The sequence below is a fragment of the Streptomyces sp. XY431 genome, assembly GCF_001279805.1.
Taxonomy (GTDB): domain Bacteria; phylum Actinomycetota; class Actinomycetes; order Streptomycetales; family Streptomycetaceae; genus Kitasatospora; species Kitasatospora purpeofusca.
Genome location: NZ_LGDO01000324.1, coordinates 10,661 through 36,153, shown reverse-complemented (window position 1 = coordinate 36,153; position 25,493 = coordinate 10,661). Strand labels below are relative to the sequence as shown.

Annotated in this window: 3 protein-coding genes; all 3 read left to right on the top strand. The window is 74.2% G+C overall.

Features of this window, described 5'->3' with window-relative positions; translation table 11 throughout:
* Positions 1 to 70 precede the first annotated feature (70 nt).
* The 3 genes from ADK60_RS24835 to ADK60_RS24825 all read left to right on the top strand — a co-directional run bounded on the left by ADK60_RS24835 (position 71) and on the right by ADK60_RS24825 (position 25,447).
* Positions 71 to 517, top strand: coding sequence for a YbaB/EbfC family nucleoid-associated protein (locus ADK60_RS24835; RefSeq protein ID WP_053649010.1), 447 nt, complete (start codon positions 71 to 73; stop codon positions 515 to 517).
* Complete coding sequence (locus ADK60_RS24830) at positions 510 to 827, top strand: hypothetical protein (protein ID WP_053649008.1); 318 nt, start codon at positions 510 to 512, stop codon at positions 825 to 827. Before ADK60_RS24835 ends, ADK60_RS24830 begins: the two co-directional genes overlap by 8 nt.
* 263 nt (positions 828 to 1,090) lie before the next feature.
* Complete coding sequence (locus tag ADK60_RS24825) at positions 1,091 to 25,447, top strand: EndoU domain-containing protein (RefSeq protein WP_053649005.1); 24,357 nt, start codon at positions 1,091 to 1,093, stop codon at positions 25,445 to 25,447.
* Positions 25,448 to 25,493: the final 46 nt, after the last annotated feature.

The window sequence follows — 25,493 nt, the reverse complement described above, 5'->3', positions numbered from 1 at the left end:
GCCACCGGCGTCGGCCCGACCGGCCGGCGCCGGCCCGCCCCGACCGCAACGAGAGACGAGGAACACCACCATGAGCAACCCCTTCGCGGACCAGATCGCCCAGACCATGGAGGCGATGCGGACCCAGCTCGCCAAGGCCGAGGAGGCGCAGGCCGAGCTGGAGAAGCTCACCGCCTCCGTCACCTCCAAGGACCGCCTGGTGACGGTGAAGGTCGGCCCGCAGGGCCAGGTCCTCGCGCTGACCTTCCACACCACCGGCTACCGGGAGAAGGCGCCGGCCGAGCTCGGCGCCCTGCTGACCGACGTCCTCAACGAGGCCCGCGCCAAGGTGGGGGAGCAGGTCGCGGCCCGGATCGGGGAGTTCGAGGGGGTGGCCGACAGCCTGCGCCTGTCGATGACCGGCGGCAGCGAGCTGAACGACCTGCTGGAGCCGCTGTGGTCGATGCGGCCGGGTTACGCGGACGAGGCCGAGAACGAGAAGAAGAAGACCCGCAAGCAGGAGGAGTTCGGTGGCTGAGGACCCCAATGTGCTCGCCAAGACCGAGTACATGAAGAAGGCCTTCGCGGAGTTCACCGAGCTCAAGGAGCTCCTGAAGGAGATCGAGGCCGAGGTCGAGACGATCAACCGGCTCAACAAGTCGGTGGGCGGCAGCGACGAGATCGGCAAGCAGTACCACGAGCAGATCGACGAGCCGACGACCAATCTGACCGAGCTGATCAAGAAGGTCCGACAGGTGGTCGGCACGATCGGCGAGAACGGCGAGAAGCTCGCCGACAAGCTCGACCGGGCGGACGACCTCGCCACCGAGATCGCCAACCACCGCTAGGGCCCGTCTTCAAACCCGCGCCTGCGGGGCGACGCCGGGGCACGCACCTCGCCGGCTTCTCGTCGGTCGCCGATGGCCCCCAGCCTCCGGCCGGGAGGTGCCCCCACCGCATGGACTCCCTCCTCGGCACCGCCGATGCACGCACCCCAACGCCGCCCCGCCCGCCCTCCGGGCGGACGGCGGGGGTTTGAAGACGGGCCCTAGGACCCCCCGCAGAACCCGCACCACCCCCTGGAACGACCGGAAACGGCAGGCTGATCCACGTGCCCTACTCGTCGATCGTGGTCGACAAGACGACCGCGGACTTCTTCTCCAAGGTCACCGGCATGCCCTGGCCGGAGATCCGGGAGGGGGACCTCCGTGAGGTCCGGGACGCCTACCAGAAGCTCGCCCAGGACCTGCCGGAGCTGCGGCGGCTGATCGCCGAGGTCGCGGTCAAGGCACGGCAGCAGTTCGAGGGCCAGGCCGCCAAGGCCTTCTCCGAGCAGATGAGCCAGTTCATCGGCGAGCACGGCGCGTCGGACTACATCGCCTCGGCGAAGAAGACCGCCGACGCGCTCGCCAAGTGCGCCAACGACGTGGCGACCGCCGCCGAGTACACCAAGTGGATGGCCATCGCCCAGCTCGTCCAGCTGCTGCTGGAGATCGCGCTGGCCATCCTCTGGGCGCCGTTCACCTTCGGTTCCAGCCTCGCCGGGATCACTCTGAAGACGATCTTCACCCGCGAGGTGCTGAAGACGCTGATGAAGTTCCTGTTCAAGACGATCCTGCTGCACACCTTCGCGGGCATCATGAGCGGCCTGACCATGGACCTGGTCATCCAGGGCATCCAGATCGGGCAGGGCAACCGCAAGGAGATCGACAAGGACGCCCTCAAGCAGGCCGTGCTGTTCGGCGTCATCGGCGGTGTGATCGCCGGTCCGCTCAACCTGATCGGGATGGGCCTGGGCAAGCTGCTCGGCCGGCTGCTCGGCAAGACCGGCGGCCGGGTCGCCGCCGACAAGCTGGCCGACTTCATGGTCAACGGCGACCGGAAGGCCCTGAACGAGGCGCTCAAGGCCGGCCTGGCGGGAGCGGCCAAGGGCAGCAAGGGCACGCTCGGCGACGTCGCGGGCGCGACCCTGAAGTCGACCACGGCCGAGGGGACCGGCACCTGGCTGAACAAGGCGGGCTCCCGCGCCTTCGCGCGCGACCTGGGATCGCTCCTGGAGTCCTCCGACAACCTGCTGCGGCACGGCTTCGGGAAGGCCGGGGCGGGTTCGGCGGCCGACAAGTTCGTCGAGAACCTGGCCGCGAGCTTCAAGAAGCACCTCAAGGACGAACTCGGCGACGTGGCCTCGGAGAAGCTCGGCCGGGAATTCGGCGAGGCATTCGTCAAGGGGTGGGGCAAGAACGGCGTCGACCACGCCGCACTGAGCGCCGGACTGCGCGAGGTCCTGGAGAACAGCAACAAGAAGCTCGCCGAGCGCGGCATCGGCGCCCTCGCCGACCGGATGGTCGACGTGGGCGAGCACATGTCGCAGGGCAACCGGATGTTCCACCTGGGCTACGCGATCGGCGAGCAGCTCAAGGAGGGCGCCCAGGGCAACCTGACCGAGGGCTTCTACAACCTCCTCTTCACCGACAAGCACGAGTTCACCACCACCCTCGCGACCTTCGGCTCGGGCATGGCCATGGGCCTGATGGCCCGCGGCCTGCACCACGCCGCGACGCCACTGATGGGGCGGTACATGGACTGGGTCCGGGACACCCAGTTCAAGGCGATCGGCGAGGGCCAGTCCAAGTACTTCCCGCCGCACCACCCGCTGACCGTGCTGGCCCTGCTGAGCAACCTGTCCGGCAACCCGGCCCCGTTCCCGGTGCCCCGGCTCGGACCACAGCTCGGGTTGGACGGCGCCGGTTCCGGGGGCCACGAGCGCCTGCTGGGCTTCTCCCGGGGGGAGGGCGGCCCGGCGGACGGTGACATCGCCTCGGCCTTCCACCGCGCGTTCGGCAACGCCGACCTGGAGCACGTCTTCCGGGACGAGGCCGACGACATCCGTGACCTCTTCCGTGAGGCCTTCGGCCGGGGGCAGATCGAGGACGTTTTCAAGACCCCGGAGGACCCGGACGCGGTCGAGTACGCGAAGGTGTTCCAGGAGACCCTCGAACACGTGCGGTTGGAGGAGACCTTCGACGAGTGGATGCCCGGCGCCGCGCCGGCACCCGTCGGCACCGTCTCGCACGGGGGCGACACCGCCCGTGCGCAGACGCCGGGCCAGGGCCAGCAGCAGGGGCAGACCCAGACCCAGGGGCAGGCCCAGGGGCAGACCCAGACTCAGAACCAAGGCCAGAACCAGGGCCAGAACCAGGGCCAGAACCAGGGCCAGACGCAGGGACAGGGCCAGACCCAGCGGCAGCAGCCGGGGCAGACCCCCGGCGACACCTCCCGCCCCTCGCCGGTCCGGACGACCTCCACCTCGTCCGACACCTCCACGACGGCCACGACATCCACGACATCCACGTCCACCGCGGCCCCGAGGACGGCCACGGCCTCCGCCGCGCCGGACCCGGCCACGGCGACCGCGACGGTCTCCACGGCCTCCGCCACGCCGCCCACGCCGCACCCGAAGCCGGCCGGCGGCCCGCCGTCCGACCCGCCCGCACCGGGCCTGGACCCCGCCCCCGCGCGCTCCGTGCCGCCGACCGTGTCGAGCACCGACCTTCCGACCGCACCGTCCACCACGCAGCGCGAGTCCGCCCCGAGCGGCCAGGAGAACCAGAGCAGTTCGAGCAGTTCGAGCAGCCAGGGTCACCAGGACACCCCGCAGACCGGAGCCCCGCAGCCGGTGCCGCACCAGCAGCAGACGGAGGCGGCCCACCCCGGACCCGTCCCGGTCCCGGTGCCGCCCCACGCGCCGACGCATCTGCCGGGCGCGGCCGGCGGCTCGGACCTGCGGCCCGACTACACCACCCGGAACGTCAACCCGCCCGCCGGGCCCCGCGCCGCCAACGAGGCGCCCTCCCCGCTGCGGCCCCACGAGGCCCGGCGCGGCACCCTGCCCACCGGGGAGCGGGCCACCGAACTCGTGCTGCGGCTGCACCTGGACGGCACGGGCCTGGGACAGCAGTCGGTCCAGCGGGTCGCCGCCCTGCAGCGCCGGGCCCTGGACGGCGTCGCCGACGCCTACAACAGCGGCCACCGGCTCCCCGACGGCAGCGTTCTGCGGGTGCGGGTCGAGTTCGTCGACGCGCCCGGCACCGCCCACCACACGGTGCGGCTGCACGACGGCACCGTCCGCCAGGACACCGCGAACTGGGGCCTGCGGGCCGGCCGCGACACCCTCGGGCACGAGATCGGACGGGTCCTCGGCCTGCGCGACCGCTCCCGCGAGGTGTACCGGGAGGGCGGCGTCGACCGGCCCGTCCAGGGCCCGGGGCCGCAGCGGCTGCGCACGGTGGGCTCGGCCGTCGACGAGGCCTTCGCCCCCGACCACGGCCCCGACGGCCCGACCGCCGCCCCGGCGCCGCCGCTCGTCGCACCGACGGTCCGCACCACCTCGCTGTACGGGGCGGACGGCCCCGAGGGCGCGGGCGGGCACCTGCTGCGCACCACCGTCCGCGAGGCCCACACCGGCGGACAGTTCCAGGAGAACCGCAACCGGACCGTGCACCTGGAACCGGTGGCCGACAGCGGAGAGCGGGGCCGGACCTTCTTCCCCCCGCACTGGACCGCCGACGAGGCCGTGTACGCCGCCGAGCAGGCGTTCCGGGACGCCCGCACCCGGGACCCGGACCCGGACGCGCGCGGGTGGGAGGGCGAGTACGCGGGCGTGCGGATCGTCGGCGAGCAGCAGGACGGTCTGATCACCGGCTTCCGGCCCGCGGCCGACCAGGGGACGCACACCCCGCCGCCGTACGCCCCGAGGCGGCCCGCGCCGCCCGGCCCCGAGGACTTCGGCCGGCCCGAGGAGTTCGGGGACCGCCGCTCGATGACCGGTGTGCACCACGCCTTCGACCCGCCGACGGGCGCCGCCCACGGCCTCCGGCTGGATCCGCCGCAGACCGTCAACCCCAACGGGACCGCGCAGCGCCGGGTCTGGTTCCTGGACCCGTCCCTGCGGCCGGACTCCCCGCTCGCCGACCTCCCGAGCCGCTGGCACCGGCGGGCGGACGGGCCGGACCCGATGCACTACCCGGCGGACTGGCCGGCCGCGAGCGTCCGCCTCGCCGCGGAGCAGGCGCTGCTGGCCGACCCGGGCCGGCGGGTGCCGCTCGGCGACGGCCGTACCGAGCACGTGGTCGGCGAGGCGTGGAACATCCGGTTCGAGGGACTGGTCCGGGACGGACGGCTTCTCGTCCACCGGCCGCTCGACCGGCAGGTCGCCTGGCGGCACGGCACCTACAGCGACGGCTACCCCAACACGGTGGTCGCCCGCGGCACGGAGTCGTCCACCCACACCGTGGGAGGCGGCGCCCCGGTGACCGTCCGGAGGGCCCTGTTCGGCACCCGGGAGGCGGGCCTCGAGCTGAGCGTCCGCCTGCACCTGCAGTCGGAGGGCATGACCGCGGCGGACGTCGCCACGTACCGGCAGCGTCTGCAGGAGGCCGCCGACCGCCTGGTGCGGGACCAGAACCCGTTCACGCCGGTCCATCTGCGGCTCGACTTCACCGACGACCCGAACGGGGCGTTCTCCAGCGCCCGGCCCACGGTCGGCGGGGAGCCCGCCCTGCGGGACCACCTGGGGCCGCTGCTGGACGCGGGCGGGGACGGCGCGATGGACCTGGTGGCCGAGACGTTCGCCAGGCAGCTGCCCGACACCCCGCTCGACGTACCGCTGCCGGACCCGGTGCCCGGCAGCCTCCGCGAGCCCGGCGCGGACGACCCGGCCGGGCCGCCGCGGACCGCGGACCTGATGGCGGAGTACCTGCCGTTCATGCGCCGGGCCTTCACCGACGCGGCGTGGGACCGGCCGGGCCAGGGCGTCCCGCCGACCTGGACCGCCGACGACGCCCGGTACGCCGCCCACGCGGTCGCGACCGGCGCGGTGCCCGGCGTGCTGGTCGTCCCCCGGCGGCCCAGGGAGGTGGCGGGCACGGTGGTCGAGGGCGTCGTCGCGGGCGCCGTCGTGCGGACCTCGATGTCCGCCGACGGCCGGATCGTCGGGTTCTCGATCTCCCGGCCCGGCCCCGGGGCCGAACTGCCGGCTCCGCGGCCCGGCCCGCGCCGGATCCTCTCCACCGCCGAGATCGAACCGCCCCGGGACGCCTTCGGCCTGAGGATGTCGGGCCGTCAGTGGCAGTCCTACCAGGCCGACCGGGTCCGGCTGGCCGACGGCGACACCGAAACCGTGCTGCGCCTGCGGGTCCACCTCGACACCGCCGGCCTCACCCTGCCCAAGGACGAGCTGGAGGCCGGCCTGCAGGGCCTGCGGCAGCGGGCCACCAACGGCGTCGGCGAGCACTTCAACCGGGGCCAGCGGCTGCCCAACGGCGACCTGCTGCGGGTCGAGGTGACCTTCGTGGACCGTCCGGAGGACGCCCACCTCAACGCCAGGGTGAACCAGGGCAGCAACCGGGAGTCCCTGCACAACTGGAACCTCGGCACCGACGAACGCTCGCTCGCCCACGAGCTGGGCCACGCCCTGGGCCTGCCGGACGAGTACCGCGAGGCCGCCTGGAACTCCCGGCCGGTCTACCAGGACGGCGCGCTGATGACCGCCCACAACACGGACCGGTACGGCCACTTCCTGACCGACATGGACCGCCTGGACGGCAGCACGGCGGACTTCCACCCCGCGCAGGGCCTGCCGCCGCGCTACCTGCGCGACCTCGGCGCGGTCGTCGACGCCGCGCTCGGTGCACCCCGCCGTCCCGCCACACCCGGCGGGCCGCCGCCGCGCGCCGCCTTCGGCGAGGACGCCCGGCGCACCGTGCTGGAGGGCGGCCCCGGAGGAGCCGGTGGACACCTCTACCCCGGGGCCGCCGCGCCCGGGCCCCGACCGGAGCGGGTCCCGGGCTCGGAGCACCGCAACGGCACCTTCCGGGTCCTGGTGTCCGACGCGGGCCCGAGCTCGCGGCACCTGCAGTCGGCCGGCAACCTGTGGACGGGAGCCGCCGGCCGGGCGCCGGTCACCCGCACGATGTTCCCCGAGCACTGGTCGGCCGACCATGTCGTCTACGCCGCCGAGCAGGCGTACCACAGCGCCCGCCGCACCGACCGGATCACCGAGAGCAACGGCACGTACCACTGGACCGGTGAGTACGGCGGTGTGCGGATCGAGGGCGAGGTGACGCGCGGGGTGTTCGGCGCCTTCCGTCCCTCCGACAACCAGGACGGGATCGCCACCCCCGCCTTCGAGCCGCCGAACCTCGGCGAGCGGCGGTTCGGGCTGCGCGGCGAGGACCACGTCCTCTTCGGTGACCGCCAGGCGCTCACCGGCGTCCACAGCCGTCCCCCCGTGCCGGTGGCCACCGGTGTCGACAGCCCTCCCCCCGCGTCGGTGGGCACCGTCCACGGCGTCCAGGTGGACGAGACCCCTCTGCACACCAACGACAACGGCACCTACCGGGCGCAGGTCTGGTACCTCGACCCGGTGGTCGGCCCGGACGCGCCCCTGGCGTCCTTCACGACGCGCTGGTTCCGTCGCGCGGACAACGCTCCGCACACGATGTACCCGGACAGCTGGACGCCGTCGACCATCCGGAGGGCCGTCGACGAGGCCTACCGGAACCGGCTCGACCCGCAGCCGACGGGCGAGGGGACCGAGCACTGGGTGGGTACCCACGACGGGGTGCGGATCGAGGGCCTCACCCGCAACGGGGTCCACCTGGTCCATCGCCCCACCGCGGACCAGCCGATCAGCCGCTGGCGCGACGAGGAGGTCGTCGAACGGTCCGCCCGGGGGGGACCGGTCGTGTACGGCGCGGGGACCTCCGAACTGACGGTCCGGCACGTCCGCTTCGCCGCCGGGCAGCAGGGCGTCGAACTCCACGTACCGGTCCGCCTGCGCTTCCCGGCGGACGCCACGCCCGAGCAGACGGCGGCCTACCGGGCCGCCGTGCAGGACGCCGCCGACCGGCTCACCGCGGACGTCCGCGACTCGGACGGCCGACTGGTCCGGGTGGTCGCCGAGTTCGTCGACCACGACGGCCCCGGCCACCGCACCGTGGACGTCACCGCGGACGTCCCGGCGGACGGCGTCGGGCTGAGCCGTCTGATGCCCGACATCGAAGGCGGCCACGTCGAGCTCCCGGGCCTCGCCGACTACGCCCGCGACGCGGCCCCCGCCGACGGCTGGACGCCGCACGGGGACCCGCGCCCCGCCGCGGTGCCGCTGCGCGAGCCCGACAGCCCCGGGACGGCGCGGCGGCCGGAGACGGTCAGCTGGCGGGCCTCGGAGAACCCCGGGGCGGACAGCGACTACCACCTGCCCGCCGACTGGGCTCCGGCGCCGTCCGGCCTGCCGGTCCACTGGTCCCGCGCGGACACCTTCGACTATGTCGGCCGGGCGGTGGATGGCGGCGTGTTCACGGCCCGGCGGCAGGCGCTGGACGAGGGACCGGCCGGCCACACCGTCGACGTGCTGGAGTACGGGGGCGTCACGCTGCGGCTGGTTCGCGACGAGCGGAGCCGGATCGTCGGCGTCGAGGCGGTCGGCGACGGCAAGTTCCCGCCCCAGCTCACCCGCGCCGTACCGGAGCCCGAAGGCATGGCGGACGCGGGGTCGGGCACCGGGCAGAACGCCGGGCAGAACGCGGGGTCGAGCACGGGGCAGAACGCCGGGCCGAACGCTCCGCGTCGCCCCGGGGGCGACGAGCCCAACGCCCCGCTGGTGCCGCGTCAGGACGACTCCGACGACGACATGGACGACTCCGACTACGTGTACGAGTCCGACAGCGACGACACGGACTCCCTGCACAGCGACGACGACATGGAGGGGTCGGACCGCCCCGACGACACCGAGTCGATGGACGAGGACTCCGATCCGGACACGTCCATGGACTCCGACCTCGACTCGGACATGGGCTCCGACGCCGGAGCCGCTAACGTCCCGCCGCCGCACCGGCCGCAGGCCCCGCGCTTCGTGCCCGAGACCGCCCCGGTGACCGTGGGCCCGCCCCGCGACCCCAGGCTGCTCGGCCCCTCCGGCGGCGCCGAGCTGCGCGGCTTCGACGCCCGGCGCGGCCGGCTGTCCACCGGCGACGCCGCCACCGAGCTCGTGCTGCGGATCCACCTGGACACCGGGCAGCTCCCCAACGGCCGGGCGACCACGGACGCCGTCGCCGCGCTGCGCGGGCGCGCCCAGCGCTCCCTCGACAACCGCCTCAACATCGGCCACCGGCTGCCCAGCGGCGACGTCCTGCTGGTCCGCACCGAGTTCGTGGACACCCCCGAGGCGGCGCACCACCACGTCACCGTCTTCCCGGGCACCTTCCGCGAGGACAGCGCCCGCTGGGGCCTGGACACCGACGAGCCCTCGCTCGCCCACGAGATCACCCACCTGCTCGGCCTGCCCGACGAGTACCGCGAGCGCCGGATCCCCGGCACCGACGACAACGGCGTCGCCCACCCGGAGCGTCGTGCCCGGCCCGCCTACCCCGACGGCGGCATCATGGGCCCCGGCTTCCTCGCCGAGGGCCGGATCCGCTACGACCAGGACGCCGGCATGGCGGGCACGGACGGCACCATCCAGAACCAGACGCTCGCCCCGCGCAACCTCAGGGAGCTGGGCGCCGCGATCGACGGGGCGTTCGGCACCCACGTCACGGCGCCGCACGACGCCGGCACGCCGCCGCCGCGCGCGTCCTTCGACCTGGACGCCCGGCAGTCCTCGCTGTACGGCGACCAGCGCACCCCGGGTGGTCACCTGATCCCCCCGGCCGGTGCGGAGCGCCGCAGCCCGTGGGCGCTGATCGAGCGGCACGAGAACGGCGTGCTGCACGTCGAGTTCGACCCGGCGCAGTCCGGCCCCACCGGCCCGAACGGCCGCCGCCGCGCCGTCGGCGTGGCCGGCCCGGCGGTCGCCGGCGACCTGCTGTCCTCCGACACCGCGGTGCGGCGGCGGATGTTCCCTCGGCACTGGACCGCGGACGACGCCGTGTACGCCGCCGAGCAGGCCTACCTCGACGCCCGCCGGACCGGCCGCGTGGTGGCCACCGGCGGTGGCCTGCACCACTGGACGGGAGAGTACGCCGGGGTGCGGATCGAGGGCGAGTTCCGCTCCGGCCGGTTCCGGTCGTTCCGGCCGTCCGACGTCCAGCCGGGGGCGGCCGACATCCGCACCTGGGGCGATCTGCGGGAGTCGCTGGCCCAGCACCGGCCGGACCCGGTGACCACCGACCTCGGCGCCCAGCTGCCCCCGCCGGGCAGCGGCACTCCGGCGCCGCCGCCCCGCCACGCCCCGCGCCGACCGGTCCCGGTCTTCGGCCAGCTGGCCGAGGACGTCGCCCGCTACGGCGACCGGCAGAACCTCACCGGTCTGCACCACGAGGTGACCCCGGTCGCCATGGTGAACCCCGCGCTGCCGACCACGATGTCCTCCGACCCCAATCCGGTGCTCCGCGGCCACGGCGCGATGGTCACCGACCGCTCGGAGCCGATCCACAACGGCACCTACCGGGCCCAGGCGTACTTCCTGGACCCGACGGTCGCCCCGAGCTCCCCGCTCGCCGAGATCCCGACCCGCTGGCGCACCGACGCGGCCGGCGAGGGCCGGCGCACCATGTACCCCCGGGGCTGGACGGCGACGGAGCTGCTCGCCAACGTCGACCACGCGTACAGCAACGCCCTGCACGCCGTGCCCCAGGGGGACGGGCGGACGGTCTACTGGGTGGGCGAGGCGGGCGGGGTCCGGATCGAGGGCCTCTCCCGGGACGGCGCCCACCTGGCCCACCGGCCCACCGAGGCGCAGCCGATGACCGCCTGGGACAGCAACCGGGCGCGGATGGTCTCCGAGTTCTCCGAGGTCCTGGTGGGCGGCCGGCCGCTGCCGGTCCGGCGGGTGCTCTTCGACTCCGACCAGGCCGGTCTCGACATCACCGTCCGGGTCCTCCCGGACATCGATCCGGCCATGACGGCCGAGCAGCGGGACGCGGCGAGCCTGCGGATCCACCAGGACGTGGCCGCCTTCGTCCAGGAGCGCGTCATGCAGGGCGTGCCCGAGGGCGGGGCGCCGCAGCTGCTGCTCAACGTCCGGGTGGAGTTCGTCACCGACCCGGCCGTCGCGTTCACCGCCGTGCGGGTCCGCCCGGGCACGCAGCCCGGACTCGTGGAGGTCCTCGGCCCGCTGGTCCTCCACGGTGGGCAGGACAGCTTCGCCGGGGTGGTGAACGGCCTCGTCACCCATCTCACCCCCACCCACCAGGACCTCTTCACCGCTGCGGGCCCGGCCGCCCGCCCCGCTGACCTGCGCGAACCGGGGCCGCTGCGGCCCGGTGAGACGCCGCCCACCGACCTCCGGCCGATGGCCGACCTGCGGCTGCTGGAGGCGGCCTTCTCGCCGGAGGCCTGGGCCGCCGACCCGCGCGACCTCCCGGCCGACCGCAGCCTGCCCCACCAGTGGACGGCCCACGACACCCACTGGATCGCGGACTGGGCGGTCACCCAGCACGACGACGCGGCCGGCCAAGGCACGGACGACGGCGTCGTCGAGTGGACATACCAGGGCGTCCGGCTCCGGGTCGAGCTGCAGGACGGGCTGATCGTCCGGGTCGAGGGCGTCGGCGACCAGCGGGACACGCCGCAGCTGCACGTGCCGCCGCGGAGCCACCCCGCCGGGCCGGCGAACGTCCCCGTCCTCCTCACGCCCGGCGCCGACGGGCCGGTGCTGGAGGCCCCCGACCCGGTCGGGCTGCTGCGGACGGTCGTCGAGGCGCACCCCGACGGCCTCCGCGAGCGCTACGGGCTGACCGAGCACGCCGAGCCGGCGGAGGTGCACCGGCTGATGATGGAGGACGTCGCCGACTACCTCCAGCGGACCCGGCCCGAGGACCTCCCGCGCGACGTGGTGGCCGGCTTCCGCCCGGATCTGGAGCCGGACTCCGGGGCCGCGAACGCTCTGCGCGGCCTGCGGCACGGACTGCTGGACTGGGACCCCGCGCTCGACGGCGACGGCGGACTCGGCGGGGCGCTCGCCCCGCTGCTGGCCCACACCTTCCGGGTGCGGATGGTCGTGGTCGACGAGGCGGGAGCGGTCGTCGCGGGGTTCGGCCCGCACAACACCGCCACCCAGGTCGTCCTCCGCGACGACACTCCGGCGGCCACCCCGGTGCGGGAGACCGTGGCCCCGCCGCTCACCGACCAGGCGGCCCCGACGCCGCCCGCCCACCTCGACGGCCCGGCCCCGCGGAGCACGGTCATCGGGGAGCGCGTCCGCGCCGACGGCGTCCGCGAGCTGACCCTCGGCCACCTCGACACCGCCGTGGCGCCCGGCGCGCCGCTGTCCCAGCTCCCGTCCCGCTGGTGGACACCCCGGGACCCCCGCGGTCCCCTGGACTACCCCGAGCACTGGGACGCCGGCACCGTCGACGGCGCGGTCCGCGCGATCGCGGACAACCCGGCCCGGCGGCTCGACCTGGGGGACGGCCGGACCCGCTGGTCCGGCGTCCACGACGGTGTGGAGATCACCGGGATCTCCCGGGGGGAGAAGATCCTCGTCCACGGCCCGGCCGACCACCGCGACGACACCACGACCCGGGAGTGGGCGGACTCCCGCCAGCTCTTCATGTCGGAGGAGGCGGAGGTCGACCTGGGCGGCGTCCGGTTCGCCGCGTGGTGGGGACTGGTCGACAGCGGCCACGAACTGCACCTGCTCAGCCTCGCCGTCCACCACGACCCCGCCGGACTGACGCCTCAGCAGGCCGACGTCCTGCGCGACCGGCTGACGCAGCACGTCGAGCGGCTCTTCGAGAACTCGGACGACCACCGGCAGCTGCGGGCGACCCTGACCTTCACCGACCGGCCGGAGGAGGCCGACTGGCACATCGCCGGCGATCGCATCTCCCTTCCGCAGGCGCTCCACCCCGAGCACGAGCGCGGGCTGATCGACGCGGTGTTCCACGGCACCGAGCACGTCCGGGACGGCCTGGACCGCGATTCGGCGGCCATGCTGCGGTTCCCGGACCCCGAGGATCCGCCGGCCGCCCCCGAACCGCAGCCGCCGGCGGCCCCCCGCTACGACCGCCACCTGTTCGAGCAGCAGGCCCTGGCGCACGGCGGGCTCGGCCTGCCCCGGGAGTGGACGGCCGACGAGCGCCACCACGCGGCCCAGCAGGTGCTGACGGGGAGCGAGTACCACCAGCAGCGACGCCGGAACCAGGCGATCGTCGAGGGCGAGTCCGGCGGCGTCCGGATGAGGCTGCTGGTCGACAACGGCCGGATCCTCGACTACCACGCCGAGCCCGGGCAGCGCCTCGGCGACCAGGCCTCGGCAGCGCCGGCGCCCCTGCCCGGCCGGGTGCTGCGCACGGTCGAGGTGCGGCCGCCGGACACCGGGACGCCCCGGGGCAGGTTCCTGTCCTCCCTGCAGGCCCAGCGGGTGCAGGCCTTCGAGGCCCAGCGGCTCGTGGACCCCGACGGCGACACCCGGACCGTCCTGACCGTCCGGGTGCACCTCGACACCGGGGGTGTGAACACCACCGGAGTGCGTCGGGACTGGGACCTCGAACACGTGCAGCTCGCCACCGAGACGGGCCTGCGGCAGCTCTACGACCGGGGCCAGCGGCTGCCCGACGGCGACCGGCTGGAGGTGGCCGTCCGGTTCGTCGACGCGGACCAGGATCCGCACCACACCGTCGAGCTCTGGGACGGCTCCGTCGCGGAGGACTCGGGGAACTGGGGCGTGGAGAGCGACCCGCGGGTGATCGCCCACGAGGTCGGCCACCTGCTCGGCCTGGACGACGAGTACCGCCGGCCGGGCTCCCGCCCCCGCCCCGTCTACCCGGAGCTCGGGCTGATGAGCGCCCCGGCGCTGGACCGGTTCGGCCGGGTCTCGGTCGACGCGGCCCACCCCCGGCTGGACAACGGAACCGACCTGCCGGACACGGCCCTGCGCCCGCACAACCTCGACCAGCTGGGCGCGGTGCTCGACCGGGCGTTCGGCACCCCGCCGCAGGTGACGCCGCCGGGCACGCTCCCGCGGCGGGCGGAGTTCGGCGAGGACGCCCGTCGGACCTCCCTGTACGACGGGCCGGACGGCCGGGGCGGGCACCTGCCCGCCCCGCCCGCCTCCGGACGTCGTCGGCTGCCGCCGGTGCCCGGCTCGGAGAACCCCAACGGCACCTACCGGACCGACGTCGGCGAGCTGTCGGACGGCCGCCGCGACGGCGGCCGGTACCGGACGATGTTCCCCGACACCTGGAACGCCGACGACGCGGTGTACAACGCCAAGCAGGCGTTCCTGCACGCCCGGCGGACCGACGGTGTCACCGGGCCCGTCGGCGGTCGGCAGCGGTGGACGGGCGAGTACGGCGGTGTGCGGATCGAGGGCGAGATCCTGGCCGGCGAGTTCACCTGGTTCCGGCCCTCCGACAACCAGCACGGACTGGAAGCGGCCACGTTCGTCCCCCACCTTCGGTCCACCCCCTTCGGCCACCGGGTCGAGGAACTGAACCACTACGGCGACCGGCACACGCTCACCGGCTTCCACAACGACCGGCCCATGCAGGCCGTCCTCGCCGAGCGCGGCCTGCATGTCGGGCCCGACCTGTCGACGAACCCCAACGGGACCCGGCGGGCGCACGCCTACTTCCTGGATCCGACCGTCGCGCCCGGCTCGCCCATGAGCCGGTTCCCGTCCCGCTGGCACCGTCGCGCCGACGAGCAGGGCCACACCTTCTACCCGAAGGGCTGGGGCCCCGAGGAGACCCTGGAGAGGGTGGACCGGGCCTACCGAACCCGGACGAGCTCGACGGAGCTGCCCGACGGCAGCGTGCACTGGATCGGCCGGGCCGGGGGCGTCCGGATCGAAGGGATCGTCCGGGACGGCCAGCACCTCTTCCACCGCCCGACCGACGACCAGCAGGCGGCCGGCCCGGCCGGCGACCCGCCCGCGTCCACGCTCAGGGCCCCCGTCACTCCCGGCACCGGTGAGCGGCCGCCGACCCGCACCCGCGAACAGGACGAGAACCCGACGGAGTTCACGCCGCCGTTCCACGAGGACCTCGCGGAGGACGCCGGGCGCGGCCTGCCGCCCGAGTGGACCGAGGCCGAGCGCCGGCACGCGGCCCGGACGGTCGCGGGCGATTCGCCCGGCGGCCCGAACGACCCGGTCGACGGCGAGTTCGCCGGTGTCCGGATCCTGGTGACGCTGCGGAACGGGCGGATCACCGACTACGAAGGAGCCCCCGGCCAGGAGTTCGCCCCCCAGCGGCGGCGGCCCCCGGCCGCGCAGCAGCCGCCCCTGCAGGCGCTGCACCCCTCCGGGGCCCAGCCGCACGAGCAGCCGCACCAGCAGCCGCACGAGCAGTTCGACGACGCGGCCTCGGACACCTCCATGGACGCCCACTCGGACACCTCCATGGGCGGGGCCGAGTCCTTCCTCGACCACATCACCGGCTCCCGGGAGGTCAGGCCGCCGGCGGACCACTTCCGCCAGACCGTCTCCGCCGCCGCCCTGCGCGGCTACGAGGCCCGGCGCGGCTTCCTGGAGAACGGCGAACCCGCCACCGAACTCGTGGTGCGGATCCACCTGCTGCCGGCACTGCTGTCCGACACCCCCGGCATGGACTTCGACCGCCGCTCCACGGACTCGGAGAGCGACTACGACTACGACGACGCCCCGACCGAGCAGTTCACGCCCGCGGAAATGGACCGGGTGATGGAGAACGCCTGGCAGGGCGTCGAGGAGGTGCTCAACATCGGCCACCGGCTGCCCAACGGCGACGTGCTGCTGGTCCGCCCGGAGTTCGTCGACTACATGGACGACGAGAACCACCACATCCACATCGTCGACCTCCACCGCACCATGCCCAGGGAGAACCACGAGGCCTGGTCCCTCGACTCCGCGCCGCACGTCGTGGCCCACGAGATCGGCCACCTGCTCGGCCTGCCCGACGAGTACCGCGAACGGCACCGCCGCAACCCCGTCCACACCGACGCCCGGCTGATGGGCTCCGACAGCGTGGAGCACGGCCGGGTCTCCGCCGACCAGCAGGCCGGGATCGGCGGCACCCGGGCACCGGGCCGCGGCACCCTGGCCCCGCGCAACCTGCGCGACCTGGGCGCCGCCGTCGACGGCGCGTTCGGCACCCAGCCGTCCCGCCTCGGCGACGGCGGCGGACAGCCGCCACGGGCCTCCTTCGGCCCGGACGCCCGGCAGAGCTCGCTCTACGGCGACCGGCACAACCCCGGCGGCCACCTGGTCGCGCCGCCCGGCTCGGACCGCCCCCGGCCGACCGGTGTGATCGGCCGGCACCCGAACGGCGTCCTGCACGTCGAGTTCGAGGCCGCGCCGACCGGCCGCGGCGGGACCAGGCACGCCGCCGACGTCCGCCTCACCAGTGACGCCGGCGACCTGCACAGCTCCGACACGGCCGTCCGGCGGCGGATGTTCCCGCAGCACTGGACCGAGGACGACGCGCTGTACGCCGCCGAGCAGGCCTACCTCGACGCCCGCCGCCACGGCCGGATCGTCCCCACCGGGGGCGGCGGCCACCACTGGACCGGCGAGTACCACGGTGTACGGATCGAGGGCCGGATCCGGGCCGGGGAGTTCCTCGGCTTCCGGCCGTCCGACACCCAGCCCGACCAGGACGGCCAGCCGCCCCAGCCGACGCGCCACCGGCCCACGGCCAGGACCTGGGACGGACTCTCCGACCTGTCCCCCCAGCCCCACCCGGACATCCCCGCGTCCGCGCCGTCGCGGCCCGCCGGCCTGCAGCGCTACGGGCAGCGCGCCCAGGACATCGCCCGCTACGGCGACCGGCAGAGCATGACCGGCCTCCACCACGAGCCCGGCCTGTTCCAGAACGCCGACCTTCCCGACTGGCACCGCCGGCGCGGCGTCGAGGTGTTCGAACGCGGCCCGGTGGCACCCAACGGCACCTACCGGGCCCGGGTGCGCTTCCTCGACGCGACCGTCGCCCCGGACAGCCCGCTCGCCGCGTTCCGCAACCACTGGCGCGAGCCGCGGGAGACCCACGGCCGCACGATGTTCCCGCGCACCTGGACGCGCCCGATGCTCCTCGACGCCGTCGAGACCGCGCACCGCTCCGCGTACACCCGGGTCCGGGTCGACGAGCGGACCCACCGCTGGATCGGCGAGGCGGGCGGCGTCCGCATCGAGGGCCTCTCCCGGGACGGCCAGCACCTGGCCTACCGGCCGTCCGACCGGCAGCCCGGTCCGACCCTCGCCCACTGGGACCCGACCCGGGTGACGGGCGCCGGCGGGACCGTCGAGCTGCCCGTCGGCGGCGCCCGGCTCCTGGCCCGGCGGGTGCTCTTCGACTCCGGCCAGCACGGCCTCGACGTCACCGTCCCGCTCCACCTGACGGCCGACCCGGGCACGACGCCCCAGCAGGTCCGGGACTTCGCCCTCCGGGTGAACACCGCGGCCGCGCAGGCCTGGGCCCAGCACAGCCACGGCGGGCAGCCCCTGCTCGTCAACGTCAACGTGGTACCGGTGGCCGACCCTGCGGGCGCCGTCCGCAGCATCGGCATCCAGGCCGCCAACTCCCTGGGCCTGCAGGGCCTGCTGGGCCCACTGGCCCCCGCGCCTGGCTGGAACGGCCGGGACGCCCTGTTCCCCGGCCTGTTCCGGGCCGCCTCCCCGGTGAACGCCTTCACCCACGAGGCGTTCCCGCTGCACGGCCCCACCGCGCTGCGCGAACCCGGCCCCCTGCGGCCGGACGAGCGGCGCCCCGTCGGCACACCGGACCTGGACGTCGACACCCTCCGGCCGGACTTCACCGCCCGGGCCTGGAACGACCCGGCCGGCCCCGGCCTGCCGCGCGAATGGTCCGCCGACGACGCCCGCAACGCCGCCGCCACCGTGATCGTCCAGCTGCGCGCGGCCGGGCAGCACGTGCCGGACAACGGCGTCGTCCAGGACACCGTCGGCGGGGTCGTCGTCAACGTCCGCCGCGAGGACGGCCTGATCGCCGACTACTGGGGCCGACCCGGCCAGCGGGATTCCCGCCAGCACTCCACCCCGGGCAACGGGAGCGTCCTCGGCCCGCGGCACACCGCCCAGGTCGAGGGGGACACCCCGGAGAGCGGTTCGCCGCTGCTGCGCGCGCTCGTCGAGGAGGATCCGCAGCTGCTGCGGACGCTGTTCGGCGCGGAGGAGGGCGGGCGGCTCGCCGCCGACCCGGCCGCCGCGGAACGGGCCCTGCGCGAGCTGGTCCAGCAGCGGTTCCGGGACAACCCCGAGCTGGCACGGGAGGCGCACGAACTCCACACCGCCTGGGCCCGCCGGCTTGGCATCGAGCCTGCGGACTGGCAGCCCTTCGTCGAGGACCTGGGGCGGGAGATCGGCGCGCGGCACGGGACGGACGAGCGCGGCGCGGCCGACCCGCGCATCGTGCGGGACGCCTTCGCGGTGCTCACGGCCGCCGCGCTGGACCTGCGGGTCACGCTCGTGGACGTCCGCGACGGCTTGGCGCCGCTCGCCGAGTTCGGCACCGCGAACGGCCGCCGGACCACCCTCGACCACACCGAGCAGGACGGCTACTCGGCCGTCTCCGCCGCCGAGCGCCGCCAGGAGCGGGAGCGGCTCGACCGGGCCCTGCGGGAGCAGGCCGAGCGGGAGCCGGAGCAGTTGCTCGGGCGGGACACCGACGAGGAGCAGCGCCTCGGGCGGGACACCGACGAGGAGCAGCGCCTCGGGCGGGACACCGACGAGGAGCAGCGCCTCACGCGGGACACCGACGAGGAGCAGCGCCTCACGCGGGACACCGACGAGGAACTGACCGAGCAGGACCTGGAGCGGATCCGGAGGAACGCCGCCGACAAGGCCAAGGCCCCCGCCACGGTCGACGAGAGCGACGGCGCGGGCAGCAACCCCGGGCGCGACAACCCCGGGCGCGACAACCCCGAGCAGGGCAAGCGGGCGGTCGAAGAGTCGGACATGACCGAGATCAACCGGCAAATCAGGGCGATGGAGGTCGCCGAGGCCGCGAAGGAGGCGGAGACGAAGGGGGAGGGCTCGGGCAGCCGGCCGTCGAAGTCCCCGCTCAACGACGAGGAGGAGCCGAAGGCCCCGTCCAAGGACGAGACCGAAGTGGAGCCCGCTCAGGTGCTCCCGCCCAAGGACGAGACCGAAGTGGAGCCCGCTCAGGTGCTCCCGCCCAAGGACGAGCAGATCGTGGTCCAGGCCCTGCCCAGGACCGACGAACGGGTGCCGTTGCACGCGCCGCGGGCCGTCACCGAGTCCGGCCTGCTCTCCGGCTCGCACATGGTGACCGGCATCGGCGAGCCGAGCAGCGCCCTGATCGTCAACCTCGCCGCGAGGATCGCCGACGCCCTGCCCCCGGCGACCGTCAACCGCGAGGCCCTGGCCAGGACGCTCGCGGAGAGCCTCTTCAGCGACTCCGGGCTGCGCGCCCAGGTGTCCGCACTGTCCCGGGGCGAGGTCCTGCACATCCCCGTCGGCACCGACGCCCGGCAGGGCACCATCACCGTCCGCGGCGAGGTGGCGGAGCTGGTGCACCGGTCGAAGGAGAAGGCCAAGGCCAAGTTCGAGTACGAGGGCGGCAGCGACCGCGTCGTGACGCTCGGCACCACCACGGGTGGACGCAAGCGGGGCGGACTCGGCCTCCAGGGACGGTTCGACTTCATCAAGCTGTTCCGGGTCCAGGCTGCGGGCGGCGTCCAGGGCGATCTGATGTCCTGGGAGGGCCTGACCACCCGGGCGCGGCTCTTCTCCCGGTCCAAGACCACCGAGCTGACGGAGATGTTCGACGGCAAGCTGCGTCTGGAGGTCGGCTACCAGCCGGCCGGCCGGAGGGGGACGGAGGACCTGTCGGTCCGGCTGGACCCGGCGGCCGCGAACGTCGTGACGACCCCGATCGAGGTCGGCATCCCGCAGCGCGAGACCAGGGCCTCCGCCGACGACCTCGACGCCGTCCACCTCGGCTGGCCGGACGGCTTCGACCCCGCCCGCCGGACGCAGCCGCGGCTGCACCTGTCCCACGTCATGCTGGACGTCCACGCCAAGGGCCTGCCGCGGCTGCGCGCCACGCCGGGCGAGGACGCGGGCGGCAACGTGGAGCTGCAGCCCCTGAACACCCCGCCCGGCCGGCCGCTGCCGCGGCAGGTCATGGCGGGCGTGGTCGACCTCCTCGCCGGGAACGCCGAGGTCAGGGAGGCGCTCGGGAGCAACCGCAGGTCGCTGTCCGACCGGCTCGTGGCGGAGTTCGGCTACCAGCGCCTCCAGCAGGACTTCAAGGGCATGACCAACGGCGAGTCCGTCGTCCTCCGGATCCCCGGCAGCGATGTCCGGATCGAGGTGAAGGCCGCCAACCGCGAGCTGAACGTCCTGGCCCTCACCAAGGAGACCGAGTTCAACACCGGCGCGGGCGACATGGTCACCAGGCTCCGGCGGAAGGTCGTGAGCGGGCTCCGGCAGCTCCAGGGCGGCGGCCGGATCGGCCCCGACGAACTCAATGTCAGCGGTTCCTACGGCGGCCGGAAGGGGTCGGACTCGATCCACATCTCCGGCCGGACGCTGGAGACCGCGGTCACCACCAAGACCAAGGAACCCGGCGCGATCCTCGACGGCGACGGCTACCTGGAGGTCGTGGTCCACAAGGGCGATCGGCAGGTGGGCGATCCCGTCGAGATCCCGGTCGGGTTCCGTACGGTGATGCCGCAGTCGGACCTGATGGCACCGCCGCAGCACGATGCGGACGCGGCCGGGGCCGCGGCGGCCAGGCTCGTCGAGAACCGTCTGCCGGAGTCCGCGGTCGTCCGCGACATCGGCTCCGTCGACAAGCTTCGGACCGATCTGGAGGCGGCCGGCAAGGAGTACTACGGGAGCCTCTGGCCGACCGTGCGGGACGAGGTGATGCAACTCGTCACCCAGCCCGCGCTTGCGTCCCGGCTCAGCGCGATGACCCGCGGGGAGCGGTTCGAGCTGAACTCCTTCGACCAGGGCAAGCCGGGCGTTCTCAAGGACACGGTGCTCGGGCGCAACCTCAAGGTGACCGTCACCGCCACGCTCGCGGACCCGCAGTACCTCAGGCAGAGCGCCAGTGCCGACCTCAGCCGGCAGAACGAGAGCAGCACCTTCAGCTCGGAGCGCCGGCAGGCCGGGAAGCACGAGGTCAAGCAGGGCGGCGTCGCGTTCCCCGGTGTCGCCAACGCGCCCTACGCCAACGCGGACCTCGGCTCGCAGGAGCGGGTCCGGGTCGGCACCCGCGACTCCGCCGCGGACAAGCTCTACGCGAACAGCAAGATCCGCGACGCGCAGGACATCTTCGGCGGACGGGTGACGCTGACCCTGACCCTGGAGGGCAGGGGTGCTCCGCGCCCCGTCGAGGGGGACTTCAGCACCGAGTTCAGCGTGCGCGCCCCGAAGGCCGAGCTGCCGCTGGAGCCGCACCTGCGGACCCACACCGTCCTGCCGCGCAACCAGCTCAGCGCCTCCTCGGTGGTCTCGTTCAAGGACCTGCCGGACGGGCGGAGCGGGGGCACCCAGGTGCTCACGGACGTCCGCGCCGCCCTGCAGAAGCGCTTCGCCGCGCGCGGGGGCGTCTCCCGGCAACTGGAGCGCACCCTCGCCGAGGAGCTCGGGCCGAGGGCGCTCCAGGCCAATCTGTCCCAGCTCACCCGGGGCGGGGCGCTCAAGGTGCCGGTCGGGGGCCCGGGCTGGTCGGCCGAGGTGGTCGTCCGGGCCCGGTTGAGGGAAGCCCCCGTGCTGCGCCGCGAGGTGGGCGACGCCGAGATCGAGGTCGGTACGCAGAACCGGACCGGCCACGGCGTCTCGTACGACGAGCGGGAACGCATCACCGGCACCGTCGGCGTGACCGGCAAGCCGGGGTCGGACGGCAAGAGCGTGCTGACGGTCGACTACTCCTACCGGCACGACTCGGCGACCGGCATCGCCCTGGAGACCGCGGGCACCACGGTGAACCGGGCGAAGAACGTGTCGAGGGCCGCCGTGTCCGACGCCGATGTCGGCTTCGAGGTGGAGATCCGGGGCTGGACGGGCGGCCTGATCCCCAGTACCACGAAGCTCCGCGAGATCCGGGCGGAGGCGGAGGTCGTCACCCCGCAGTACAGTCCGGTGGAGGCGCCGCGCGCCGTCCCGGACCGGATCTGGCAGACACATCGGCTCGGGTCCTCGGACGTCGTCACCAACGTGTTCGTGCCGGACACCCGGAACAACGGCGCGGCGTCGTCCCACGGGAGCACCGGATCGGTGTCCTCCGACCGGAACTCCGGTGCGGGGCACGCCAACGAGAGCAGCGTCGGCGGGAACAGCCTCGCTACGAACAACACCAGCACGAACACCATCGTCGCGAACAGTGCCGACACGAACAACGCCACCACGAACACCGGCGCCAGGAGGCCCGACTTCGCCAAGGACCTCCTGCGCGGACAGGGCGACCCGGGCGAGTTCGGGGGCAGGGACATCACCAAGTGGCTGGCCGGCCCGGGCAGGTCCGGCCTACGGCACAAGCTCTACGACGTCCTCACCCCGAACACCCTGCACGACCAGCTCAAGACCATGATGTCCGGCCGTGAACTGGTGGTCTCCGACGGGGGCGTGACCGTCCGGATCGGCGCGTCCGTTCGCACGCTGGAGCACACCGGCAGCACCAAGACCACCGAGTTCAACACCGGGACCCAGAACGAGCACAGCCACTCGGCGGCCGACGGGGCGACCGGCGGCGGGGCGGGCTCCGGCCATCAGCTGCGCGCCACGCTGGGTGTCAGCGGCGGCCCCTGGTACGCGGGCGGGGCGCTGACCGGGGCGACCGGACACGACACCCAGGAGACCTGGTCCAACCGTGCGGGCTCCGGCAACACCACCAAGGTGAAGCCCGCCAACGCGAGCATCTTCAGCGGCGAGGCCGATCTGCACTTCCGGGTCGAGTGGAAGGAACCGATCAGCACCACGCCCCCCTTCGTGATGGCCACCAAGCACGCCTACTTCCGGCGCGCGCTCGGCATGGAGACGGTCATCGACGTCGCCGAGACGAGGGCACAGGCACCGGTCGGCGACACGCCCAACCCCCGCAACGTCTTCGACGCCGCGACCGCGCCGCGCGGAGCCGCCCTGCGCGGCCTCACCGATCACACGCCCGCGGACCAGGTCGTCCGGATCCCGCCGGACCGGGTGTGGACGCACGGGCTCGTCGACACGGACGTGGTCCGGAAGGTCGAGATGGGGCCGGACGCGCGGCAGCAGCTGAAGGCAGGGGCGGAGGAGTTCCTGGGCGCGGACACCTGGGACCGGATCCGGGGCACGGTGGACCGGATGATCGACCCGGTGGCGCTGGCGAGCCGTCTCAGCAGCCCGGTCACCCCGCTGCCCCCGCGCACCCCGGTGGAGAACGCGGGCGCGGCTCCCGATCCGTCGGCGCCGACGATCACGCACGGACCGGGGAACTCCACGCTCCTGATCGGACCGACCGACCTGGCCGGCGACGCCCGGGTGGAGGTCAGGGTGAGGATCAAGCAGCTGGAGTTCGTCCGGACCGACGCGACCTCGGAGTCCAACCCGACCAACACGACCTCGGTCACCGACGGTGCCAACGCGCAGCGCTCGGTCCAGGCGGCGATCCGCCTCACCGGCGGCGGCAAGGGCGAGATCAACGAGCACGTCGGCGGTCGCGCCGGCGTCTACGTCGACGGTGCCTACCAGCACCGGACCGACCTCGCGACCGGCGAGGGCGGCCAGATCGTCAACAACGCCAAGATCAAGACCGACACCGCGCGGTACCACGGCTTCGCCGAGGTGGAGGTGATCTACCACAAGGACGGGAAGACGCTCCCCCGCCAGGAGCTGATGGCGATCGAGATCGACATCCCCGCCGACCAGGTCAAGGGGAGCGCGGACGTCCCCGCCGGCGGCTACCTGCGGTTCGACGAGGACACGCGCGACGGTGAACTCCGGCTGCACGGTGCCTCGTCGGGGGCGGTACGGTCGGTGGCGGACGCGCTGGGGCTGGACCCGGGGGTCCCGGGCGACCGCGCCCGGATCCTGGGTGTCGGCCGCGTCGCCCGGGACCTGCTCGCGGGCTCCCTCACCACTGAGGGGGACCGGGCCGTGCGGTGGCTCAGGGGCCTGGACCGGATGCTCGTCCTCGCCGCGGACGAGTCGAACGGAGGGGCCTTCGAGCACATCCGCCGGGTGCGCGACGGCCAGTCCGTCCCGGCTGCGGACCGGCGCCGGCTCCAGGATCTGGTCGAGCACATCGGCGAGCGTGTCGACATGTCGGCGGCCGAGGTGAACACCCACTGGAACGCCCCGGGCCTGCACCAGGAAGCGGACCTGAACCTGCGGGAACCGTCGGCCGGACCGGATCCGACGGTCCGGCTGGCCGCCGACGCCGGTAACAACGGGAGCCTGAACCGGCTGCTTGAGAACGTCCGGCGCAGGGTCCTCGCGGTGGAGGGCGACGCGCCCCAGCGGGTCGAGATCACCCTGGACGTGTCGCCGGAGCGGGCCGTGCGGGAGGCCGACCGTCTGGAGCGGACGCTGCGCGGGGTGCTCCGGACCAGCCCGCGCGAGGTGGAGGTGGCCATCGTGACCACCACGGCCCGGGTGGAGCGGGCGGAGGCACTCGAGGCGGGCCGTCCCGTCGGCGGTGTCCGGAGCTTCCGGGTCGGACCGCCGTCGCGGGAGACGGGGGAGACGGGGGAGCAGACGGTCGTGCAGGAGCAGACGGTCCTGCAGGAAGCCGAGGTGGTGCAGGAGTCGACGACGGTGTTGCAGGAAGTCGAGGTGGTTCAGGAGTCGACCACGGTCCTGCAGGAGCCGGTGGTGGTGCAGGAGTCGACCACGGTGTTGCAGGAAGCCGAGGCGGTGCAGGACCAGACGGTCCTGCAGGAAGCCGAGGTGGTGCAGGAGTCGACGACGGTGTTGCAGGAAGTCGAGGTGGTTCAGGAGTCGACCACGGTGTTGCAGGAGCCGGTGGTGGTGCAGGAGTCGACCACGGAGCAGGTCGGTCCGCCGCTGCAGGTCCCGCCCGTTCACATCCAGCCGGGGCAGCGCGCGCCGGGCCTTGCGCCGTCGAACGACGGATCGCGGCGTGTCTCCTCCGAGGACCGCTCGGGCGAGCACGAGCGGGAGGCCACGGGCGCCTCGTACGCGACGGCCCCGGAGACGTTCTACCAGCACGAGGGCGCTCGGCTGGGGGACGAGTCGGACAACGTGTCGGTGGACACGGATCTGCTGGGTCTGCCGGAGGCGCCGCACCAGCGCGAGGCGACCACGAACACCTGGTACACGGCCCTGTCGGACGAGTCGGACTCCCGGAGCGAGACGTCCGAGGACTCCTGGGTGGTGCTTCCGCCCCCGAACGTCCAGCCCCCGAACATCCAGCCCCCGCAGCTCTCGAACACGCCGCTGCCGTCGCGCGAGGCAGGCGGGCCCTCGCGGATCGAGGAGCCGGAACCCGCACAAACCCTGGAGGACAGCATCTTCAGCGCCCTGACGCAGTGGTTCCCCAGCGGCGGTGGGCGGCCGTGAACCGTCGGGCCGGGTCCGGCCGTAGGAACGGAGTAGGAGCACCCGA